Source organism: Dactylosporangium sp. NPDC049525 (assembly GCF_040676755.1).
Classification (GTDB): domain Bacteria; phylum Actinomycetota; class Actinomycetes; order Mycobacteriales; family Micromonosporaceae; genus Dactylosporangium.
This window is the reverse complement of record NZ_JBFAPO010000101.1, coordinates 1-19,764: the sequence shown is the minus strand read 5'-3', so window position 1 is coordinate 19,764 and position 19,764 is coordinate 1. Positions and strand designations below refer to the sequence as shown.

Genomic DNA, 19,764 nt, shown 5'->3' with positions numbered 1-19,764 from the left:
GGCAACGCTTCTCGAAACTCCCGCTGGGTGCGTGTGCCGCGTATTTGTGCGTGTCTGGGTGCGCCGCACCCAGTGGATTTGGGTGCGGCGTCATCGGAACTCAGGTGTACCAGCGCCGGATCGCGCCGGTGCGGCTGGTGACGCCGAGCTTGGCGAAGGTGCGGTTCACGTGGTTTTCGACCGTCTTCGATGAAAGGACCAGGGTGGCCGCGATGTCCCCATTGGACAGTCCGCGGGCGATCAGGTCCATCACCTCGGCCTCCCGCTGCGAGAGCCCGAGTCTCGGCGGCGCCGCCCGCACGGCGGAGACCAGCACCCGGGCGGCGCTCGGCGACAGGTGCGCCTCGCCGCCGGCGACCGCGCGGACCGCGTGCAGCAGCTCGGCCGGGCCGAACTCTCATGGGCCGCGTCGACGGACAACGGCGGCTCCGTGGCGGGATACGACGTGTTCCGGGGCGGAGCCAAGGTCGGCACCGTCACCGGGTTGACCTATGTGGACAGTGGCCTCGTGGCGGACACCACGTTCAGCTACGCCGTGCGGGCGTTCGACGCGGCCGGCAACGCCTCGGCGCTGTCCGCCGCCGTGACCGGTCGCACCGCGGCGAACCCGACCGGATCGGTGCGGGTGCAGTACCGCAACAACAGCGTCCCGACTGGCGACCAGGAGATCAAGCCCGGCCTGCAGGTCGTCAACGGCGGCACCGCGCCGCTCGCGCTGAACACCGTCGCGGTCCGGTACTACTTCACCCGCGACGGGGGCTCGTACGCCATCTGGTGCGACTGGGCGGTCGTCGGCTGCGGCAACCTCGCGACCCGGGTCGTGAACCTGCCGGCCGCGGTCAACGGCGCCGACGCGTACCTGGAGGTCACCTTCACCGGTGGCACCGTGGCGCCCGGCGGCAACAGCGGCGAGATCCAGCTGCGGGTCAGCCGGACCGACTGGCAGCCGGTCAACGAGACCAACGACTACAGCCGCGGCGCGGGGACGTCCTTCGCGGACGCCGTCACCGTGCCGGCGTTCGTCGGCGGGTCGCTCGCGTGGGGCACCGTCCCCGCCTGACCTGCGCTTTCCCGGACGGGTGCCGCCATCCGCGTCACCCGTCCGGGACCACTGGGGAAAGTCGCACCAATCCGAACACCTGGGGCGCTCCGAAGACATGGTGTAGATCCGCTTACGAAGGGAAAAATCACCATGCGTGCCTTCAAGCTTGCCGCCGTCGCCGCGGCGGCTGTGTTCGCCCTCTCGGCCACGGCCGCCTGCGGCTCCTCCGACGACGGCAACGACACGGCCGCCCCGGCGACCACCACCGGCGCCGCGACGACGATGGCCGCGCCGACCAGCGCCGCCGCGATGTCGGACGCGCCGTTCGGCGCCGGATGCGCCGCGGTGCCGACCGACCCGGCCAACGCCGGCAGCTTCACCGCCATGGCGAAGGTCCCGGTGGGCACCGCCGCCGCCGGGAACCCGGTGCTGAAGACCCTCGTCACCGCCGCCAAGCAGGCCAACCTGGTCGACTCGCTGAACAACCTGCCGGCCGGCACCGTCTTCGCGCCGACCGACGCGGCGTTCGCCAAGATCCCGCAGGCCGACCTGGCCAAGGTCCTCGCCGACAACAAGACCCTCACCGGCATCCTGACCTACCACGTGGTGCCCGAGAAGCTCACGCCCGCGCAGCTCGCCGGCGCCCACAAGACCCTGCAGGGCACCGAGCTGACCGTGACCGGCAGCGGCACCACCTTCACCGTCAACGGCGCGTCGATGGTCATCTGTGGCAACGTCCAGACCGCCAACGCCATCGTGTACATCGTGGACACCGTCCTCATGCCGAAGGCCTGATCCTGTTGAAGATCCGGGCCGCCTGCTCGGGCGTCCTCGCCGCCGCCGCGGGGATCGCCATCGGTGAGCTGTTCGCCGCGCTGGTCGTCCCCGCCGCGGGTCCGGTCGTCGGCGTCGGCGGCGTCATCATCGACGCCACCCCGACCCCGGTGAAGGAGTGGGCGGTGCGCACCTTCGGCACCAACGACAAGCCGCTGCTCCTGACCGGGATCGCGGCCGGGCTGGTCGTCTTCGCCGCGGTGGTGGGCGTGCTCGGACAGCGCCGGCGGGTCTTCGGACTCGCCGGCGCCGCGCTCCTCGGCCTCGCCGGTGCGGCCGCCGCCGCCAGCCGCCCGGCCGCCGGGCCGCTGGACGGCCTGCCGTCCCTGCTCGGCGGCGCCGTCGCGGCCGGCGCGCTGCTCCTTCTGCTCAGAACCCTTGCGCCGAGCGGCAGCGCCGTTGTTGCCGGCGCCGTGGCCGACGACGCCGTGATCGAAGACGCCGTGGTCGACAGCGCCGTGGTCGACGGCGGGGCCGGACGGCCGGCGCGGTTGCTGGATCGGCGGGGCTTCATCGGTACCGCCGCGATCATCGGCGCCGGAGCGGCCGTTGCCGGGGGAGGGGCCGCTGCCCTGCACGCCGCCGGGCGCAACGCCGCCGACCGGTCCCGGGAAGCGGTCCGGCTCCCCGCTCCCACTTCCGCCGCGCCGCCGCTGCCGGCCGGGCTCGACCCGGGGTTCGTCACCACCAACCGCGACTTCTACCGCGTCGACACCGCCCTCACCGTGCCCCGCGTCGACGTGTCCTCCTGGCGGCTGCGGATCAAGGGCATGGTCGGCCGCCCCCTTGAGCTGTCCTTCGACGACCTGCTCCGCCGGCCGCTGATCGAGCGGGACATCACGCTCAACTGCGTCTCGAACGAGGTCGGCGGCCCGTACGTGGGGACGGCGCGCTGGCTCGGCGTCTCCCTGGCGGACCTGCTGCGGGAGGTCCGACCCGCCGCGGGGGCGGATCAGCTGGTGGCGCGGTCCGTCGACGGCATGACGATCGGCACGCCGCTGTCGGTCGTGCTGGACGGCCGCGACGCCATGCTGTGTGTGGGCATGAACGGCGAGCCGCTCCCGCTCGACCACGGCTTCCCCGTGCGCATGCTCACCCCCGGCCTGTACGGCTACGCGGGCGCCTGCAAGTGGGTGACGGAGCTGGAACTGACGACGTTCGACGCGTACGACGCCTACTGGGTGCAGCGCGGCTGGGCGGCCCGCGGGCCGGTGAAGACGGCGTCCCGGATCGACCGGCCGTTGCCGTTCGCCCGCCCGGCCGCCGGTACGGTCCACGTCGCCGGTGTGGCCTGGGCCCAGGGCCGGGGTGTGGCCTCAGTGGAGGTGCAGGTCGACGACGGCCCGTGGCAGGCCGCGACCCTGCTGCCGGCACCGACGAACGACACCTGGGTGCAGTGGCGCCTGGACTGGGCCGCGACGCCCGGCAGCCACCTGCTGCGGGTCCGGGCCACCGACAAGACCGGCGCCGTGCAGACGGCCGACCGGGTCACCCCGTTCCCCGACGGCGCGACCGGCTGGCACTCCGTCACCGTGACGGCGGTCTAATACCGCTCTTCGTAGGCCTGGCGGGAGCCGCACACCGAGGCACGGCTGCACGAGCAGCGCGACCCGTCGGCGTCCATCCGGACGGTGACGGAGTCGCGCGGCACGCTGTGCCCGACGACCCGGCCCTCACCCTCCGGCGTGGACACGCGGGTGCCGACGGCCGGCGCGGTGGCCTGGAACTGCTGGTACAGGGGATGCTCGTATTTCAGGCAGCACATCAACCGGCCGCAGGCACCCGAGATGCGCAGCGGGTTGAGCGGCAGGTCCTGATCCTTCGCCATCCGGATGGTGACCGGCTCGAAGTCGTTGAGGAACGTGGCGCAGCACAGGTCGCGCCCGCACGAGCCGATGCCGCCCTGGACCCGGGCCGAGTCCCGCGCGGACAGCTGGCGCAGCTCCACCCGGCAGTGCAGCGTGGCGCCCAGATCCCGCACCAAGGACCGGAAGTCCACCCGATGGGGTGCGGTGAAGTAGATCGTGGTCCGCGCGCCCTGACCGCCGGAGCTGTCCAGCACGTGGTCTACTGCGACGACCTTCATCGGCAGCTCGTGATCGCGGATCAGCTTCTTCGCGGCGACCTTGGCCTCGGCCTTGCGCTTGCGCAGCAGCTCGTCGCGGCGCAGGTCGTCGTCGGCGGCCATGGCGACCAGGCGCGGGAAGCCCTCGGTCTCCTCGCTGACCCACTGCGCGGCCCAGACGCACTCGGCGACCTCGGGTCCGTCGTCGGTCGGGACCAGCACCCGGTCGCCCACGCCCGGGCGAAACTCGCCGGGGTCGAAGTAGAACAGCCGCCCGTAGCGATTGAAGCTCACCGCGCACAGCATGCCCATGGCTGCACAGTAACGCGGATCACTGGCAGTTCCATATGGCCTGCGGCTATCGCCCTGGAAAGTCCATTTTGATGTTTTTAGTGCATCCCGTAGCTATTACGACTCTTTCGTCGTTACTAGTGCGGATGAGCCCGCTAAGTGGGCCGTAACTCCGGCCGGAAAGGGCTCGTTGGGGGCAGCAGTGGCACGCCCCCCGGCGAGCTACCCCCGTACTCCCGGTCTTCGGAGGACCTCAAGCATGACGTCTCCTGTTGCTTCCGCACGCCCGAAAACAGCCCGGACCCTCGCTGCCCTCGCCGCAACGGCGATCGTCGGAGCGCTGAGCCCGGTCGCGTTAGCGGCGCCCGCAGCGGCTGCACCGGCCGACGCGGCCTGCCCGGAGGGCTTCGGCGCCACCGCCGCCAGCAACACGCTCGCGCTGGGCCGCGTCGACCTGCGCGCCACCGGGCTGTCCAGCACGGTCCTGCCCGAGCTGCGGGTCGCCACCACCCACTCCGGCATTGCCGGAGGCACCCTGCGCGCCGCCGCCGACGCCCGTTACCTCCGCAGCAGCGGCGACCTGCCCGCCGGGGTGCTCGGCCCCCGGGCGTACCAGCAGGCGCCGCCCACGCACGACCAGCCCGACGTGGTGAACGTCGCCGGCGTCGACCTCGGCGCGCTGCGCCTGGGCACCGGCGGCCTGCGCGCCCAGGCGTCGTGGAAGAACGCCGGCCGCTGCACCACCGCCGACGGCCCGCGGGCGTCAGGGGAGGCGAAGCTCGCCGGCATCACCGTCCTGCCGGGCCGCAACGGCCGCGCCCTGCTGCGCATCAACGCCGTGGAGAGCGCCACCGTCACGAACGTCGGCGAGGCCGGCGGCCGCCCCGCCGCGACCGCCCTCGCGACCGGCGGCATCGCCGACTTCAAGCTCCTCGACAACGGCCCCTCCGCCATCGGGGTCCGGGTGATCAGCCCGCCGTCGCTGCACGTGCTCGCCGGCACGAAGAAGACCGTCGACTACACCGCCCCGGTCCTCGAGATCACCATCCCCGGTCAGGCCCCGGTCCGCGTGTCGTCCGCCGGCTCCCACGTCGACGTGGTCGTGCCGGTCGACGCCGCGAGCACCGAGGCCGCCACCGACCTGGCCCGCACGGAGAACCTCCCGCTCCTCGGCGGCCTGCCGCTCATCGACCTGCTGACCGGCATCACCAGCGCGGTCTCCGGCACGATCGGCGGGGCCACCGCGGTGCTGCCGAGCGTCGACCTCAACAGCGTGCTCGGCGCCCTGCCCGGCCTGCCCGCGGTGGGTGGCCTGCTCGGCTCGTCGGGTGCGCCCGCTCCTGCCACGGAGGGCACGTCTGCTTCGGGCTCGGGTTCCAGCCGGGTTGTGGTCCTGCGGGTTGAGCTCGGCGCAGTCGAGAAGCAGTTCAGCTCGACCGGCGTCTACGCGAAGGCCGCCTCGGTGCGCGTCAAGCTGATCTCCCGCACCACGTGGAAGTCCACCGGCGGCTACGGCCACGGCGGCTCCGGCCCGGCCGACCAGACCTCGCTCATCGACCTGGGCATCTGCACCCTGGAAACCGCTGCCGCGGCCCCGAAGGCGCCCACCACTCCCGGCTCCACGACCGGCCCGGACGACGACGACTCCGACGGCGGCTACGGCAACCACGACAACGACGACGACGGCTACGGCCACCACGGCGGCGGCACGGGCAACACCGGCGGCGGCAACGCGGGCGGCGGCACGGGCGGCCTCCCGGTCACCGGCAACAACGTGGCCCTGATGCTCGGCGGCGGCGTCCTGCTCGTCGTGGCCGGTCGGCTCCTGCAGATCCTGGCCCGCCGCAGGGCCGCCTAAGACCCCTTCGCCGCCCGTGCAGTGCCCCTTCACCAGGGCCTGCCCGGGCGGCGCTGTCTTTCCACGCACGGGGCCTGTGGAAATGTGTGGTCGGGTCAGACGAGGGCACTGTGCTGGCGGCGGAGGGTGGCGGCGAACTGTTCGGCGGCGGAGGCGACCCGTTCCGCGCCGAGGATTGCCTGCTCCCAGGTGCCGCAGAGGCCGGAGCCGAACTCGATCTGTACGTCGCCGTCGTCGACCAGCAGGATCGGGTCGCCCTCGTCCTCGGTGATGACGGTGCGGATGGCGCGGAGGTCGAGGGTGACGATGGGGAAGAGTTCGTCGTCCATGGCTGACTCCGATCGGCCGGCGCAACAGGTGGGTGGGGCGCGGCGCCGCGCGGCTCGCAGCGTCGTGGAACGGCGCCGCACCCCGGACTGGGTGGCGCGAAACCGGACCGCCCAGCCCGGTCCCGCGCCTGGGCTAAACTTTAGCCTAGTAGCCATAAGGCCACAATATCTGGCGCCGATAGACCTTCATATGGTCGCGTTCATGATCTCCCGGAGTTCGGGCCTGGCACTCTATCTGCAGGTCGCGGACGCGATCCGGCAGAAGATCATCAGTGGTGAGATGGCTCCGGGGAGCCTGTTGCCCTCGGAGAAGTATCTGGCCGAGGAGTATGACGTCGGCCGCGACACGATCCGCGACGCCATGGCGTATCTGCGCGGCGAGGGGCTCGTCGAGAGCAAGCGCGGCTATCGCAGCCGGGTGCGGGCCAACGCGCCACGCGAGCGGCTCTGGTTGCACCAGGGCGAGGTCGTCTGGGCCCGGATGCCCACGCCGCAGGAGAAGAAAGAGCACGGCCTCGGCGACGGCGTGCCCGTGCTGGTGGTCGGCGACAAGACGTATCCCGCGGACCGTTTCGAGTTCGGCCCCGAGTAGGAGTTCGGCCCGAGGAAACGGCCGGGCCGCAGTAACGTGGATCACCCGTAAATAGGTTGGTGAACTCTGCCCTGTGAACCGATGCTTGTGGCAAGCAAGTATCTGGCAGACAGGGACGAGGATCCGTGGACGACGACGCCGACTACGCCGCCATCGGGCGGCAGGTGGGGCGGTTCATCCGCCTTTCGGAGCGGTTGTTCGCCACGCTCAAATGGAGCGACGCAGGCCGTGGCCTGGAGCGCCCCGCCTACATGCTGCTGAGCCGGATCGCGGTCGACGGGCCGTTCCGGTTGTCGGCGCTCGCCACCGACGTCGCGCTGGACCTCTCCACGGTCAGCCGGCAGGTGGGCGCGCTGGAGACGGCGGGGCTGGTGCGCCGCGCGACCGATCCGACCGACCGCCGGGCCAGCCTGGTGGAGGTCACCGAGCTCGGGCGGGACGTGTTCGAGGAGAACCGGGCCCGCTGGATCGCCACGTGGCAGGAGCTGCTCGCCGGCTGGACGCCCGAAGAACGTCAGATCTTTGCGGCCCTCTTCACGCAACTCAACCAATCGCTGGCCGAAAGGCTGCCAGGGGCCGAACGGCCGCCAGGAGCCGACCGGTTGCCAGGAACCACCTCGGAAAAGGACGCTCGATGACCACTGTCGCGCCGCCGGAACAGGCCCGGCCGCAACTCGCCCACCGGCAGATCATGCTGCTCATGGGTGGCCTCATGACCGGGATGCTGCTCGCCGCGCTCGACCAGACCATCGTGGGCACCGCGCTGCCGACGATCGTCGGTGAACTCGGCGGGCTCGACCACTACTCGTGGGTCGTCACGGCGTATCTGCTCGCCTCGACCGCCTCGACCCCGCTGTACGGCAAGATCAGCGACCTCTACGGGCGCCGGCCGGTGCTGCTGTTCGCGATCTCGACCTTCCTGCTGGGTTCGCTGCTGGCCGGTCTGTCGCAGGACATGACCCAGTTGATCGCCACGCGCGCCCTGCAGGGCATCGGCGCCGGTGGCCTCATGACGCTCGCGTTCACCATCGTGTCGGACGTCGTCGCGCCCCGGGAGCGGGCCCGTTACCAGGGGCTCTTCGGTGCGGTGTTCGGCATCTCCTCGGTGGCCGGGCCGCTCGTCGGTGGCTACTTCGCCGAGACCGACTGGCGCTGGATCTTCTACATCAACGTGCCGCTGGGCATCTTCGCGCTGTACGTCTGCAGCCGGGTGCTGCGGCTCGTCCCGCACACCCGCCGGGATCACAAGATTGACTACCTGGGCGCCACGCTCATGGTCGCGGCGGTCAGCTCCTGGCTGCTCGCGCTGTCGTGGGGCGGCAACGAGTACGCCTGGGGCTCGCCGGCCATCCTTGGCCTGCTCGCCGCCGGTGCGGTGCTGACCGCGCTGTTCATCGTCGCCGAGGGGCGCGCCGAGGAGCCGATCCTGCCGCTGCGGCTGTTCAAGCGTGCGACGTTCTCCCTGGCCAACACCGCGACGTTCATCCTGGGCTTCGCGATGTTCGGCTCGATCATCTACGTGCCGCTGTACCTGCAGATCGTCAAGGGTGCCTCGCCGACGCGGTCCGGCCTGCTGATGCTGCCGATGATGGCGGGCGTCATCGTGACCTCGATCGTGGCCGGCCGGGCGATCAGCAAGATCGGCCGGTACAAGTGGTTCCCCGTCGCCGGCACCGTGATCATGGGCTCCGGGCTGCTGCTGTTCACGACGCTGCAGGTCGACACGCCGCTGTGGCAGGCGTTCATCTACATGACCGTGATCGGTGTCGGGCTCGGCATGGCGATGCAGCCGCTGATCCTCGCCGTGCAGAACGCGCTCGACCTGCGGGACATGGGGGCCGGCACCAGCGCGGCCACGTTCTTCCGCTCGCTGGGCGGCTCGGTCGGCGTCGCGGCGCTCGGCGCGCTGATGAACAGCAAGCTGAGCGAGCAGATGACCGGCGGCGGCATGAAGGGCGTGTCGATCAACTCGCCGGCGCAGGTCCGGAAGCTGCCGCCGCAGGTCCTCGACGCGGTCGAGCACGTGTTCGTCAACGCGCTGCACCCGGTGTTCCTCGCCGCGGCGATCGTCGCGTTCGTCGGCACGGTGATCACCATCGCGCTGCCGGACAAGCCGCTGCAGGGCGGCGGCCCCACCGCGCCGGAAAAGGTCAGCGAAGAGGACGCCGCCGCCGAGATGGAAGCCAAGGCCGCGGCCTTCTGAGCAAGGCAGAACCCCAGGAACCCCGGAGCTACTCACCAGTAGCTCCGGGGTTCCTTTGTGAGGCAGGGCACATTAGCGTGCTCTACATGCGCAGCACGATGATGCAGACACCCCTTCTGATCTCCCGCATTCTGCAGCACGGAGCCACCGTCCACGGCGACTCCGAGGTGGTCACCTGGACCGGCGCCGAGGCCCGGCACACCTCATATGCCGAGGTCGGCCGCCAGGCCGCCCGCCTCGCCCACGCCCTGCACGACGACCTCGGCGTCACCGGCGACGAGCGCGTCGGCACGCTGATGTGGAACAACGCCGAGCACCTGATCGCCTACCTGGCCGTGCCGAGCATGGGCGCCGTGCTGCACACGCTCAACCTGCGGCTCTTCCCCGAGCAGCTGATCTACATCGCCAACCACGCCGAGGACCGGGTCGTCATCGTCGACTCGACGCTGATCCCGCTGCTCGCCGGCGTCCTGCCGCACCTGACCACGATCCGCCACATCGTGGTCGTCGGCGCCGGCGACGCGTCGAAACTGCAGAAGGACGGCGTCGAGGTGCACCGCTGGGACGCCCTTCTGGAAGGCAAGTCGGACCTGTACGACTGGCCCGCCGTGGACGAGAACGACGCCGCCGCCCTGTGCTACACCAGCGGCACCACCGGCAACCCGAAGGGCGTCGCGTACTCCCACCGCTCCGTCTACCTCCACTCGATGGAGGTGTGCATGGCGGAGAGCTTCGGCCTCGGACCCAAGGTCCGCGACCTGTGCATCGTGCCCATGTTCCACGCGATGGCGTGGGGCCTGCCCTACGCGGCCCTCATGAGCGGCGCCTCGCTGATCATGCCGGACCGGTTCCTGCAGGCCGCGCCGCTCGCCCAGATGATCGCGGCGGAGAAGCCGACGTTCGCCGGCGCCGTGCCGACGATCTTCACCGACCTCCTCGCATACCTGGACGCCAACCCGACCGACACGTCCTCGCTGAAGGAGGTCGTCATCGGCGGGTCCGCCTGCCCGCCGGCGCTGATGCACGCATTCTCCGAGCGGCACGGCATCGAGGTCATCCACGCCTGGGGCATGACGGAGATGTCGCCGCTGGGCTCGGTCGCCCGCGAACCCATCGGCGTCGAAGGACCCGAGGCCTGGGCGTACCGCTACACCCAGGGCCGCATCCCGGCCGGCGTCGAGGGCCGCATCGTCGGGCCTGCCGGCGAGGTCATGCCCAGCGACGGCAAGGCCGTGGGGGAGTTGCAGGTCCGCGGGCCGTGGATCACCGCGCAGTACATCGGCGAGGACGGCCCCGACCCCGAGAAGTTCGAGGACGGCTGGCTGCGCACCGGCGACGTCGGCACGCTCTCGCCCAACGGGTACCTCACCCTCACCGACCGCGCCAAGGACGTGATCAAGTCCGGTGGCGAGTGGATCAGCTCCGTCGACCTGGAGAACGCCCTGATGGCACACCCGGCCGTCCTGGAGGCGTGTGTCGTGGGTGTACCGGACGACAAGTGGGGCGAGCGGCCCCTGGCCACGATCGTGCTCAAGGAGGGCGCCAGCGCCGACGCGGCACAGTTGCGCGAGTTCCTGGGCGACAAGGTGGCCAGGTGGCAGCTGCCGGAGCGCTGGTCGTTCATCGAGGCGGTGCCGAAGACCAGCGTCGGCAAGTTCGACAAGAAGCGCGTCCGGGCCGACTATGCGGGCGGCGGCCTCGAGGTGGTACAGATCAACGGGTGAACCGGACGGCGAAGATCGCGCTGCTCGTCTCGGGCGCGGTGCTCGCCTGCCTGCTCGCTTCCTGTGGTGTGGTCCTGGCACTGCGTGACTGGGTGCCGGGACTCACCGGCTGCGAGGACCCCGAGAAGCCGACGAAGAACGGCGTCATCACCTCGAAGGTCCGCATCGAGCAGATGTGGCCGCAGCTCGCGCCGATCCAGCAGGTGCACTGGCAGGAGCACGAGGCCAGGGCGCGGTCCTGCCCGGAGATCGGCCCGATGGACTACGTCATGGACGGCTTCGCGGTGATCACCGCGGACCGGGCGCAGGCACTGCCGGCGACCATCGCGGCGCCGGCTCCGCAGGTGCCGGACGACCTGCGCCCCTTCGCGCCCGCCGACCCGGCCTGGCTCAAGATCGACGGGACCGACCTGCTGCTGGACAAGGCGTCGGCCACGGTCTACTTCACCCACACCACGGACTAAGCGGACTTCCTCGCCTTCGTCGCGGTGGTCTTCTTCGCGGGGGTCGCCTTCTTCGCGGCCGTGGTGGTCTTCTTTGCGGCGGTCCGTTTGATCGGCGTCGCCTCGGCCACGTCGTCGTCATTCGTGGCCGCCGCCGCCTTCTTCGCGGTCGTGGCCTTCTTCGCGGTGGTCTTGGTGGGCTCCGACTCGCCGCGGGCCGCCTTGGCCCGCTCCACCGACGCCCGCAGCGCCGCCATCAGGTCGACCGCCGCGGCCGGCGCCTCCTCGGTCTCCTCCGGCTGCACGACCTCCCGGCCGGCCACCTTCGCCTCGATGACCTCCTGCAACGCTTCGCGGTAGTTGTCGGTGTAGGTCGCAGGGTCGAAGTCCGCGGCCATCGACTCGATCAGCGAACCGGCCATCGCCAGCTCCGCCGGGCGGGCCGACACGTCCTCGTCGAGGATGTCGAACTTCGCCGCCCGGATCTCGTCGGGCCACAGCATCGTGTTGAGGACCAGCACGTCCTCGCGGACCCGCAGCGTCGCGAGCTGCTCCCGCTGCCGCAGCGCCACCTTCACGATCGCGACCCGCTCCGTGTTGGTGAGCGCGTCGCGCAGCAGCGCGTAGGGCTTTGCGGCGGTCTTGTCCGGCTCCAGGTAATACGCCTTGTTGTAGAGGATCGGGTCGACCTGCTCGGCCGGCACGAACTCCAGCACCTCGATCGCCCGGCTCGTGGTCAGCGGCAGGTCGGCGAAGTCGTCGTCGGTGAGGATCACCAGCTCGCCGCCGCCCAGGTCGTAGCCCTTGGCGATGTCGTCGTAGCTGACCTCCTCGCCGTCGATCGAGCAGACCCGCTTGTATTTGATCCGGCCCCCGTCGTCGCGGTGGACCTGGTGGAAGCGGATGTCCTTCTCCTCCGTCGCCGAATACAGGCGGACGGCGATCGACACGAGCCCGAAGGAGACCGCGCCTTTCCAGATCGCGCGCATTGGAGATCCCTTTCCGCGGCGTGTTGAGCGATGTTGACCTCTGCCATCCAGAATCGCATCGAATCGAGCTGCACGCGAGGAAGTCGGCGGCGAACTATCGTGAGGTGATGGGGACCGGTCCACCGGCACCGATGCTCGCCTCGACCGGCCCGTTACCGTCCGGGCCGGGCTGGGCGTATGAGTTCAAATGGGACGGCATCCGCGCGATCGCCGTCATCGCCGCCGGCGCGACCCGCTTCTACGCGCGCAGCGGGGTCGAGGTGACCGCCGCATATCCGGAGCTCACCCGCATCGGCGAGGGCCTCGACGACACCGTCCTGGACGGCGAGGTCGTCACCATGGACGAGGCCGGGCGACCCTCGTTTCAGCTGCTCGCCGAGCGGATGCACGTGCGCGAGCCGGCCCGGGCCGCCCGCCTCGCCGTCGCGCTCCCGGTCTCCTATCTCGCCTTCGACGTGCTGCGCGTGGCCGGCAGGGATCTGCTGGCAACGCCGTACGCCACCCGCCGCGGCCTGCTCGAAGGACTGTCGCTGGGCCCTCGGGCCGTCATCCCGCCGTCGTTCGACGACGGTCCGGCGACCGTGACCGCCAGCCGCGACAACGCCCTCGAAGGCGTCGTCGCCAAGCGGACCGGCTCGCACTACCAGCCCGGTCTCCGCTCGCCCGACTGGGTGAAGGTCAAACTGGAGGAGAGCTGCGAGTTCGTCGTCGGCGGGTGGCGGCCCGGCAAGCGCGCCCTCGGCGCCCTGCTGGTCGGCGTCCCCGTCGCCGGTGGCCTCACGTTTCGCGGCCGGGTCGGCGGCGGGATCTCCGGCGCGGCCGAACGGGCCCTCCTCGACGCGCTGCGCGACCTGTCGATCCAGCAGTCGCCGTTCGCGGGCACGGTGCCGCGGGAGGACGCCCGCGGCGCGGTCTGGGTCGAGCCGCGGCTCGTCGTCGAGGTGAAGTTCAGCCACCGTACGCGTGACGGGCGGCTGCGCTTCCCCCGGTTCCTGCGCATCCGGCCGGACCTGACCCCTTCGGATGTGCGCGATGCCTGACAAGATCCGGGTCGACGTCGAGGGCCGTCACCTCGACCTGACCAACCTGGACAAGGTGCTCTACCCGCAGGTCGGCTTCACCAAGGGTGAGGTCATCGACTACTACACCCGCATCTCGCCGGTCCTCCTGCCGCACCTCGACGGCCGGCCGCTGACCCGGGTCCGGTACCCGAACGGGGTCGACGGCAACAGCTTCTTCGAGAAGAACGCGCCGGCCGGCACCCCTGACTGGGTCCGCACGGTCCGGCTGCCGGTGCCCGGCTCCAGCCGCGGGCGGGAGACCATCGACTTCATCGTGGTCGAGGAGCTCGCCACCCTGGTCTGGCTGGCGAACCTCGCCGCGCTGGAGCTGCACACGCCGCAGTGGAAGGTCGCCGCGGACGGTTCCGCGCTCAACCCGGACCTGCTGGTCATCGACCTCGACCCGGGCCCGCCGGCCGGCCTCCCCGAGTGTTACGAGGTCGCCCTGCTGGTCCGCGACCAGCTCGCGGTGGACGGGCTGGACGCGCTGCCGAAGACCTCCGGCCGCAAGGGCATGCAGCTGGTCGCGGAGCTGCCCGGGGACGAGACGGCCGACGAGATCAGCGCGTACGTGAAGGACGTCGCCGAGGAGCTGGCCCGCCGCCGGCCCGACCTGATCGTGGCGCGGATGGCCAGACAGCTGCGGCCCGGCAAAGTCTTCATCGACTGGAGCCAGAACAATGCGTTCAAGACGACGGTGGCGCCCTACTCGCTGCGCGCGGGTGCGCTGCCGACGGTCTCGGCGCCGCTGACCTGGGAGGAGGTCGGCGAGGGCACCTTGACCGTCGCCGACCTCACCCCCGCCGTTGTGCTGTCCCGGGTGTTCGACGCCTGAGACGCCTGAGCCGCCTAAGACGCCTGGACGCCAGGTGCCTGGACGTCTTGGCGGCGCAGCGCGGCGAGCAGGCGGTCGATGTGCTCCTCGGTGGTGCCGAGGCCGAAGCTGGCCCGCACCGCCTGGGCCGGCACCGGGGCCGCCGGGTCGAGCCTGGCGGTTGCCTCTTCGAGGAGCCGGCGGGTCAGCGGATGGGCGCAGAACAGCCCGGTCCGCACCCCGATCCCGTGGTCCCGGCCGAGGCGCGTGGCCAGGTCACCGGGATCCTCGCCGAGCACCGCGAACGACACGATGCCGACCCGCTCGGCGTCCGGGCCGAAGAGGCGCAGCTCCTCGACGTGCGGCAGCCCGGCCAGGCCCGCTCGCAGCCTGCTGACGAGCGCCTGCTCCTGTGCCGCATCGCCCGCGTCGCTCAGGGCTCGGCACGCGCTGGCGATCGCGACCGCGCCGAGCAGGTTGGGGGTGCCTGCCTCGTGCCGCGCCGGGCCGGTCGCCCACCGCACGCCCAGGTCGCCGTCCACGTTGGCGCTGGCCCCGCCGCCCGCCAGGTACGGCGCGGCGGCGTCCAGCCAGTCCGCTCTTCCGGCGAGCACGCCGGCGCCGAACGGTGCGTACACCTTGTGCCCGGAGAACGCCACGTAGTCCGCGCCCAACGCGGTCAGGTCGACCGGGGCGTGCGGGGCGAGCTGCGCGGCGTCGACCGCGATCCGGGCGCCATAGCGGTGCGCCACCTCGGCGAGCGCCGCCACCGGCCACACCTCGCCGGTCACGTTGCTCGCCGCGGTCACGCTCACCAGCCCGCAGTGCTGCCGGCTGAGCGCCCGCTCCAGCGCCGTCACGGCCTCCTGCGGCGAGCGCGGCGCGTCGAGGTGCACCGTGCGCCGCCAGGGCAGCAGGTTGGCGTGGTGCTCCGCGTCGAACGTGAGCACAGTCGTGTCCGCGGGCAGCGCCCTCGCGAGGAGGTTCAGCGCGTCGGTGGTGTTGCGGGTGAACACGACGGTGTCGCCGTCGCGGCAGCCGAGGAAGTCCGCGACAGTCTCCCTGGCCTGCTCATACTCCCGGGTGCACCGCTCCGACAGCGCGCCGGCGCCGCGGTGGACGCTGCCGTAGAACGGCAGGAGCTCGGCGACCGCGTCGGCGACGACCCGCAGGCACGGGGCGGTCGCGGCGACGTCGAGATTGGCGAAGTCGACACTGCGGCCGTCGCGCAGCTTCACGTCACCGGGGGACAGGATCGTGGACATGGCAGAGCCCTCCGCTCGCGCTTGCCCGGACACACCGCGTGCCGGACCGTGTCATCACCCGGGGCACCCCGCCGCGAACGCGAGGGTTGCCGGCCAGCAAGCCGGGGCTGTGCGCTGGCACTCATGACCTGCGTCCACGGTAGCGCGGATAAGGTTGCTCCATGACCGAACTCCCGCCGAGTGGGACGCCATCGGAGCCCGGCCGCCACGACCTCGACCCGCGTGCCGCGGCGGGGTCGCCGCCGGTCCCACCGTCGGGGCCGCCGCCTTTTTCCGAGCGGTCACCGTGGGCGGCGCCGCTCGCCGGTTCGCCCGCTGAGCCGCCGCCCGGCCATCAGGCAGCTCCCGTGCCCCTCGGCAAGTCCGAGCCGTCCGGCCCGCAGTCCGGACCTCAGCCTGGGGCGCAGTCCGGGCCACATGCTGGGGCGCAGGGTGGGCCGCTGTCCGGGCCGCAGGAGTGGCATCCGGCCGGTGCGGACGTCGTGCCCAATGTGACCGAGGACTCAGCCCCGGACACCGGCGAGCAGCGGTATCCGACCGCGGCGCTCGCCCTGGCCGCCGCGCCGCCCGCCAAGCGCTCCGACCGCCGCCGCCTCTGGACGCTCATCGGCGTCATGGGCGGCATCGCGGCCTGCGGCGTGGCATTGCTGGCGTTCTTCGGGTTCAGCGGCGGCTGGACCGCCCTGGTCATCGGCGTCGCGGCCGCGGTCATCCCGGTGCCGCTGCTCGTCTCGTGTTTCCTCTGGCTCGACCGGTACGAACCGGAACCCGTCAGATATCTCGTCTTCGTCTTCGGCTGGGGCGCCTGCGTGGCAACGGCCGTCGCACTGGTGGTCAACACCGCCGGCGGGGTCCTCGCCGACAAGCTGGGCCTGTCCGAGTCGATCGTCGCGGTGCTGGTGGCACCCATCATCGAAGAGAGCATGAAGGCGCTCGGGCCGATCCTGCTGTTCTGGCGCCGGCCAAGGGCGTTCTCCGGCCTGATCGACGGCATCGTCTACTGCGGACTGTCCGCGACCGGCTTCGCGATGGTCGAGAATATCCTGTACCTCGGGTTCAAGGGCTACGCCGACACGGCCGAGGACTCCGGCCCGGTCAACGGCGCGGTCGCCCTGGTCGCGATCTTCGTGGTGCGCATCCTGATGACCGGCTTCGCGCACCCCCTGTTCACGTCGATGACCGGCATCGGGCTCGGCATCGCGTCCCGCAGCTCAACGAAGTCGGTCCGGTGGCTCGCCCCGATTGCCGGCCTGCTGCTCGCGATGCTGCTGCACGGCTCGTGGAACCTCATGTCGGTCGTCGCGTCCGCCAGCCCCTGGGTGCTGCTGTACGGGTACTTCGCCGTCATGATGCCGATCTTCCTGTGCATGGTCGGCTTCGCCCTGTGGCAGCGGTCCAACGAAGGCAAGCTCACCGAGCGGATGCTCACCGAATACGCGCGGGCCGGCTGGTTCTCCCCGCCGGAGGTGGCCGCCCTCGGCACGCTCGGCCGGCGGCTGTCCGCCCGCCGATGGGCCAGACGGGTCGCCGGTGATCCGGGCGCCAAGGCCATGCGGGCGTTCCAGTTCGACGCGACGAAGCTCGCCCTGCTCCGCGACGGCCTGCACCGCGGCCTCGACAACACGCCGGCCCGCCGGATGGAGGCGCTCGCCGAGGAGCGGCACCTGCTCATGGCGCTCTCCGCCTACCGCCACGTCTTCGTCGGCCGCGACCCGCAGGCACCGCTCGCGGTGTGGGACGGCAGCCGCTACCACATCACCTTCCCCGACGGGATGGTCCGCGTCCTCGCCGCCCCGCCGACCCCGGTCGTGCCGGTGCCGGTCGTCGTGCCGCCGCCCCCGCCGCCGATCCCGATGTACGCGGGATACCCGTACCCCTACAGATAGAGACCCGTCGAGTCCGGCTCGACCCGGCGGGCCGCGACGGCGTGCACATCACGCTCGCGCAGCAGCACGTAGTCGCGGCCCTGCAACTCCACCTCGGAGCGGTCCTCCGGATCGAAGAGCACCCTGTCACCGGCCACGATCGACCGCACGTTGGGCCCCACCCCGACGGCCGTCGCCCACGACAGGCGCCGCCCCACCGACGCCGTCGCCGGGATGACGATGCCGGAAGCGTGCCGGCGCTCACCCTCCGCGCCTTCGAGCCGCACGAGCACCCGGTCGTGCAGCAACCGGATCGGCAGACCCCCGTCCACGTCGGACACGACGGGCGGGGTGGTGGCCGCCGGGTAACCGGCGGCTGGCTGGGCTGTCACGGTTGCGACGCTACCGCCTGGGTACGTGCGATCGCCGCGGGACCCGGACTACGGTGAAGAGTCCGCTCACGACATCAAGGGGGTTCCGTGGGCCGGTTCGATCAGGTGCGCGTCAACCTCCGGCGGGCATACGAGCAGCGACTCGAGAATGCCCGCCTGGAACGCGAGGCCGCCGCGACCGCCGTCGCTCCGGAGGAGCCCGTGGAGGAGCCACCGGCCCCCCTCGACCCCGGCCACCCGTCGACGATGAGCCGCGACGACGCCGAGGTCCCGCACGGCCTGCGCATCACCGCGGCCTGGTCATGGCGGCTGCTGGTCCTCGTCGCCGCGCTCGCCGTCCTGCTGTGGCTCGTCGGCCGGCTCAGGACCGTCCTCATCCCGCTGAGCATCGCGCTGCTGCTGTCCGCCCTGCTCGCGCCGATGATGGGTTTCCTGCGCCGCCGGGTGAAGCTGCCACCGTCACTGGCCGCGTTCCTGGTCCTCATCACCGGCCTCGCCGCCGTCGCGGGCGTGCTCACCCTCGTGATCACCGAGTTCGTCGACGGCTTCCCGGCCCTCGCGGACAAGGCCTCCGACGGCGTCAACCAGATCCAGGACTGGCTCACCACCGGCCCGCTGCACCTCAACGGCAGCCAGCTCGACGCCACCTTCGCCGCCGCAACCAACTGGCTCAACGACAACCGCGGCAGCCTCACCGACAGCGCCGTGTCCACCGCCACCGCCACTATCGAGTTCTTCGCGCTGCTGCTACTGGTGCTCTTCGTCACCTTCTTCTTCATGCGCGACGGCCACCGGATCTGGCTGTTCCTCACCGGCGTCCTGCCGACCCCCGCCCGCGACCCGATCCGCCGCGCCGGCGAGGCCGCCTGGCACACGCTGGTCGCCTACGTCCGGGCGACGGTCCTCGTCGCCTTCATCGACGCCCTCGGCATCGGCCTGCTCCTGGTCATCATCAACGTGGACTTCTGGTTCCCTCTCGCCACGATGGTGTTCCTGGCCGCCTTCGTCCCCATCATCGGCGCCACCGTCTCCGGCGCCGTCGCGGTCCTGGTCGCCCTCGTCGACGAGGGGCCGATCAGCGCCCTGGTCGTCCTCATCGGCGTGATCGCCGTCCAGCAGCTCGAGGGCCACGTCCTGCAACCCCTGATCATGGGCCGCGCCGTCTCCGTCCACCCACTTGCCGTGATCGTGGCGATCTCAACGGGCGTGGTGCTGGCCGGCATCATCGGCGCGCTAGTGGCCGTGCCGCTGGTCGCGGTGCTGAACACCGGCATCCGCCACCTGGTCCAACACCGCCACGAGCCCCCTCCCGACGCGGTGATCATCTCCGCCGACTGACGTAGTTCTCGGCCGCCCCCCGTTCCACGAACGGGTCGACGGCCGGGATCTGGGCGACCGCACAACCGTCCCGAATCCCTGCGCTGATAATTCACGTTCCGTGCAAAACGGACAGCGCCGTCCCGCATGATCGGCGATGCGGCGCTGCACCGTGCCGCAGTGATCGGCAGGCGGCCGATGCGTGACCTTGCGGAGTTTGATCGACGGTGGAACCAGTCGCGATGGTGACCGCCCCTGTCCTTCGATCTGCGGCGACGAGGCCGGGATGAGGGTCGTGGGGATTGTGGCGTCGTGTCGCCCTCATGGAGGTCCGCGCCAACTGCGCTAGACGACCCGACCCGACCCGGCGCGGCGCGGACTGCGCGGCTCGCACGGTGCGGCCTGGACAGCGGCTCGCGCGGCGCGGATAGCACGGTTCGTGCGGCCCGGACAGCGCGGCCCGGACGGCGCGGATGGCACGGCTCGCACGGCGCGGCCCGGACAGCGCGGCTCGGACGGCGCGGACAGCGCGGCTCGGACGGCGCGGACAGCGCGGCTCGGACGGCGCGGACAGCGCGGCTCGGACGGGTCGCGTCCGCGCTGGTGGTGTAGGAGACGGTCAGCGCTGATCCGTTGTGGTTGATGTTAGGCGGCGGCGAGTTGGGTCGGGGATGTCTCGG

General features: G+C 71.5%; 19 protein-coding genes and 1 riboswitch. Of the genes, 13 read left to right on the top strand and 6 right to left on the bottom strand.

Annotated features, from left to right (window positions below):
- Nucleotides 1-100 precede the first annotated feature (100 nt).
- A complete protein-coding gene (locus AB0K00_RS55495; RefSeq protein WP_363539379.1) occupies nt 101-316 on the bottom strand; it encodes a helix-turn-helix transcriptional regulator in 216 nt (71 codons plus the stop codon).
- Nucleotides 317-337: 21 nt separating this feature from the next.
- Between AB0K00_RS55495 and AB0K00_RS55490 the strand changes: the two genes are divergently transcribed.
- From AB0K00_RS55490 to AB0K00_RS55480, 3 genes are all read left to right on the top strand, one after another.
- Nucleotides 338-1,060, top strand: a complete 723-nt coding sequence (locus AB0K00_RS55490) for a cellulose binding domain-containing protein (RefSeq protein ID WP_363539377.1) — start codon at nt 338-340, stop codon at nt 1,058-1,060.
- 132 nt (nt 1,061-1,192) lie between these two features.
- Nucleotides 1,193-1,837, top strand: coding sequence for a fasciclin domain-containing protein (locus AB0K00_RS55485; protein ID WP_363539375.1), 645 nt, complete (start codon nt 1,193-1,195; stop codon nt 1,835-1,837).
- A complete protein-coding gene (locus tag AB0K00_RS55480; RefSeq protein ID WP_363539397.1) occupies nt 1,834-3,423 on the top strand; it encodes a molybdopterin-dependent oxidoreductase in 1,590 nt (529 codons plus the stop codon). The genes AB0K00_RS55485 and AB0K00_RS55480 overlap by 4 nt, the downstream gene beginning before the upstream one ends.
- On the opposite strand, the gene ricT is transcribed toward AB0K00_RS55480, so the two are convergent.
- The gene (ricT, locus tag AB0K00_RS55475; protein ID WP_363539373.1) at nt 3,420-4,253 is read right to left on the bottom strand and encodes a regulatory iron-sulfur-containing complex subunit RicT; all 834 of its coding nucleotides are present in this window, start codon (nt 4,251-4,253) and stop codon (nt 3,420-3,422) included. The two genes, AB0K00_RS55480 and ricT, sit on opposite strands and share 4 nt — an antisense overlap.
- A gap of 238 nt (nt 4,254-4,491) precedes the next feature.
- Here ricT and AB0K00_RS55470 point away from each other — a divergent pair, with 238 nt between their 5' ends.
- A complete protein-coding gene (locus AB0K00_RS55470) occupies nt 4,492-6,090 on the top strand; it encodes a hypothetical protein (RefSeq protein ID WP_363539371.1) in 1,599 nt (532 codons plus the stop codon).
- A 95-nt stretch (nt 6,091-6,185) separates the two neighbouring features.
- Here AB0K00_RS55470 and AB0K00_RS55465 read toward each other — a convergent pair whose 3' ends face one another.
- Complete coding sequence (locus AB0K00_RS55465; protein WP_363539369.1) at nt 6,186-6,419, bottom strand: hypothetical protein; 234 nt, start codon at nt 6,417-6,419, stop codon at nt 6,186-6,188.
- 202 nt (nt 6,420-6,621) lie between these two features.
- On the opposite strand from AB0K00_RS55465, the gene AB0K00_RS55460 reads away from it, so the two are divergent.
- The 5 genes from AB0K00_RS55460 (at nt 6,622) to AB0K00_RS55440 (ending at nt 11,402) form a co-directional block, all read left to right on the top strand.
- Nucleotides 6,622-7,011, top strand: coding sequence for a winged helix-turn-helix domain-containing protein (locus AB0K00_RS55460; RefSeq protein WP_363539367.1), 390 nt, complete (start codon nt 6,622-6,624; stop codon nt 7,009-7,011).
- A gap of 125 nt (nt 7,012-7,136) precedes the next feature.
- Entirely contained in the window at nt 7,137-7,649 is a 513-nt protein-coding gene (locus tag AB0K00_RS55455; protein ID WP_363539365.1) for a MarR family transcriptional regulator, read from the top strand.
- Nucleotides 7,646-9,214 (top strand): MDR family MFS transporter, encoded by a 1,569-nt coding sequence (locus AB0K00_RS55450; protein WP_363539363.1) that lies wholly within the window; start codon nt 7,646-7,648, stop codon nt 9,212-9,214. The genes AB0K00_RS55455 and AB0K00_RS55450 overlap by 4 nt, the downstream gene beginning before the upstream one ends.
- Nucleotides 9,215-9,300: 86 nt before the next feature.
- Nucleotides 9,301-10,938 (top strand): fatty acid--CoA ligase, encoded by a 1,638-nt coding sequence (locus tag AB0K00_RS55445; RefSeq protein ID WP_363539361.1) that lies wholly within the window; start codon nt 9,301-9,303, stop codon nt 10,936-10,938.
- Entirely contained in the window at nt 10,935-11,402 is a 468-nt protein-coding gene (locus AB0K00_RS55440) for a hypothetical protein (protein ID WP_363539359.1), read from the top strand. The genes AB0K00_RS55445 and AB0K00_RS55440 overlap by 4 nt, the downstream gene beginning before the upstream one ends.
- Here AB0K00_RS55440 and AB0K00_RS55435 read toward each other — a convergent pair.
- Nucleotides 11,399-12,370 carry a Ku protein gene (locus AB0K00_RS55435; protein WP_363539357.1) on the bottom strand — a complete coding sequence of 324 codons (972 nt, stop codon included), beginning with the start codon at nt 12,368-12,370 and terminating at the stop codon, nt 11,399-11,401. The two genes, AB0K00_RS55440 and AB0K00_RS55435, sit on opposite strands and share 4 nt — an antisense overlap.
- A gap of 107 nt (nt 12,371-12,477) precedes the next feature.
- Here AB0K00_RS55435 and ligD (AB0K00_RS55430) point away from each other — a divergent pair, with 107 nt between their 5' ends.
- Nucleotides 12,478-13,410, top strand: coding sequence for a non-homologous end-joining DNA ligase (gene ligD / locus AB0K00_RS55430; RefSeq protein ID WP_363539355.1), 933 nt, complete (start codon nt 12,478-12,480; stop codon nt 13,408-13,410).
- Entirely contained in the window at nt 13,403-14,266 is an 864-nt protein-coding gene (gene ligD, locus AB0K00_RS55425) for a non-homologous end-joining DNA ligase (protein WP_363539353.1), read from the top strand. Before ligD (AB0K00_RS55430) ends, ligD (AB0K00_RS55425) begins: the two co-directional genes overlap by 8 nt.
- A gap of 14 nt (nt 14,267-14,280) precedes the next feature.
- Here ligD (AB0K00_RS55425) and AB0K00_RS55420 read toward each other — a convergent pair whose 3' ends face one another.
- Nucleotides 14,281-15,510, bottom strand: a complete 1,230-nt coding sequence (locus tag AB0K00_RS55420) for an aminotransferase class V-fold PLP-dependent enzyme (protein ID WP_363539351.1) — start codon at nt 15,508-15,510, stop codon at nt 14,281-14,283.
- Between the two features lie 12 nt (nt 15,511-15,522).
- Nucleotides 15,523-15,639: riboswitch (SAM riboswitch) on the bottom strand.
- Between the two features lie 32 nt (nt 15,640-15,671).
- On the opposite strand from AB0K00_RS55420, the gene AB0K00_RS55415 reads away from it, so the two are divergent.
- Nucleotides 15,672-17,396, top strand: a complete 1,725-nt coding sequence (locus AB0K00_RS55415; protein ID WP_363539349.1) for a PrsW family glutamic-type intramembrane protease — start codon at nt 15,672-15,674, stop codon at nt 17,394-17,396.
- Here the strand turns inward: AB0K00_RS55415 and AB0K00_RS55410 are convergent.
- The gene (locus AB0K00_RS55410; protein WP_363539395.1) at nt 17,387-17,716 is read right to left on the bottom strand and encodes a co-chaperone GroES; all 330 of its coding nucleotides are present in this window, start codon (nt 17,714-17,716) and stop codon (nt 17,387-17,389) included. The two genes, AB0K00_RS55415 and AB0K00_RS55410, sit on opposite strands and share 10 nt — an antisense overlap.
- Before the next feature lie 138 nt (nt 17,717-17,854).
- Between AB0K00_RS55410 and AB0K00_RS55405 the strand changes: the two genes are divergently transcribed.
- The gene (locus AB0K00_RS55405; RefSeq protein WP_363539347.1) at nt 17,855-19,105 is read left to right on the top strand and encodes an AI-2E family transporter; all 1,251 of its coding nucleotides are present in this window, start codon (nt 17,855-17,857) and stop codon (nt 19,103-19,105) included.
- Nucleotides 19,106-19,764: the final 659 nt, after the last annotated feature.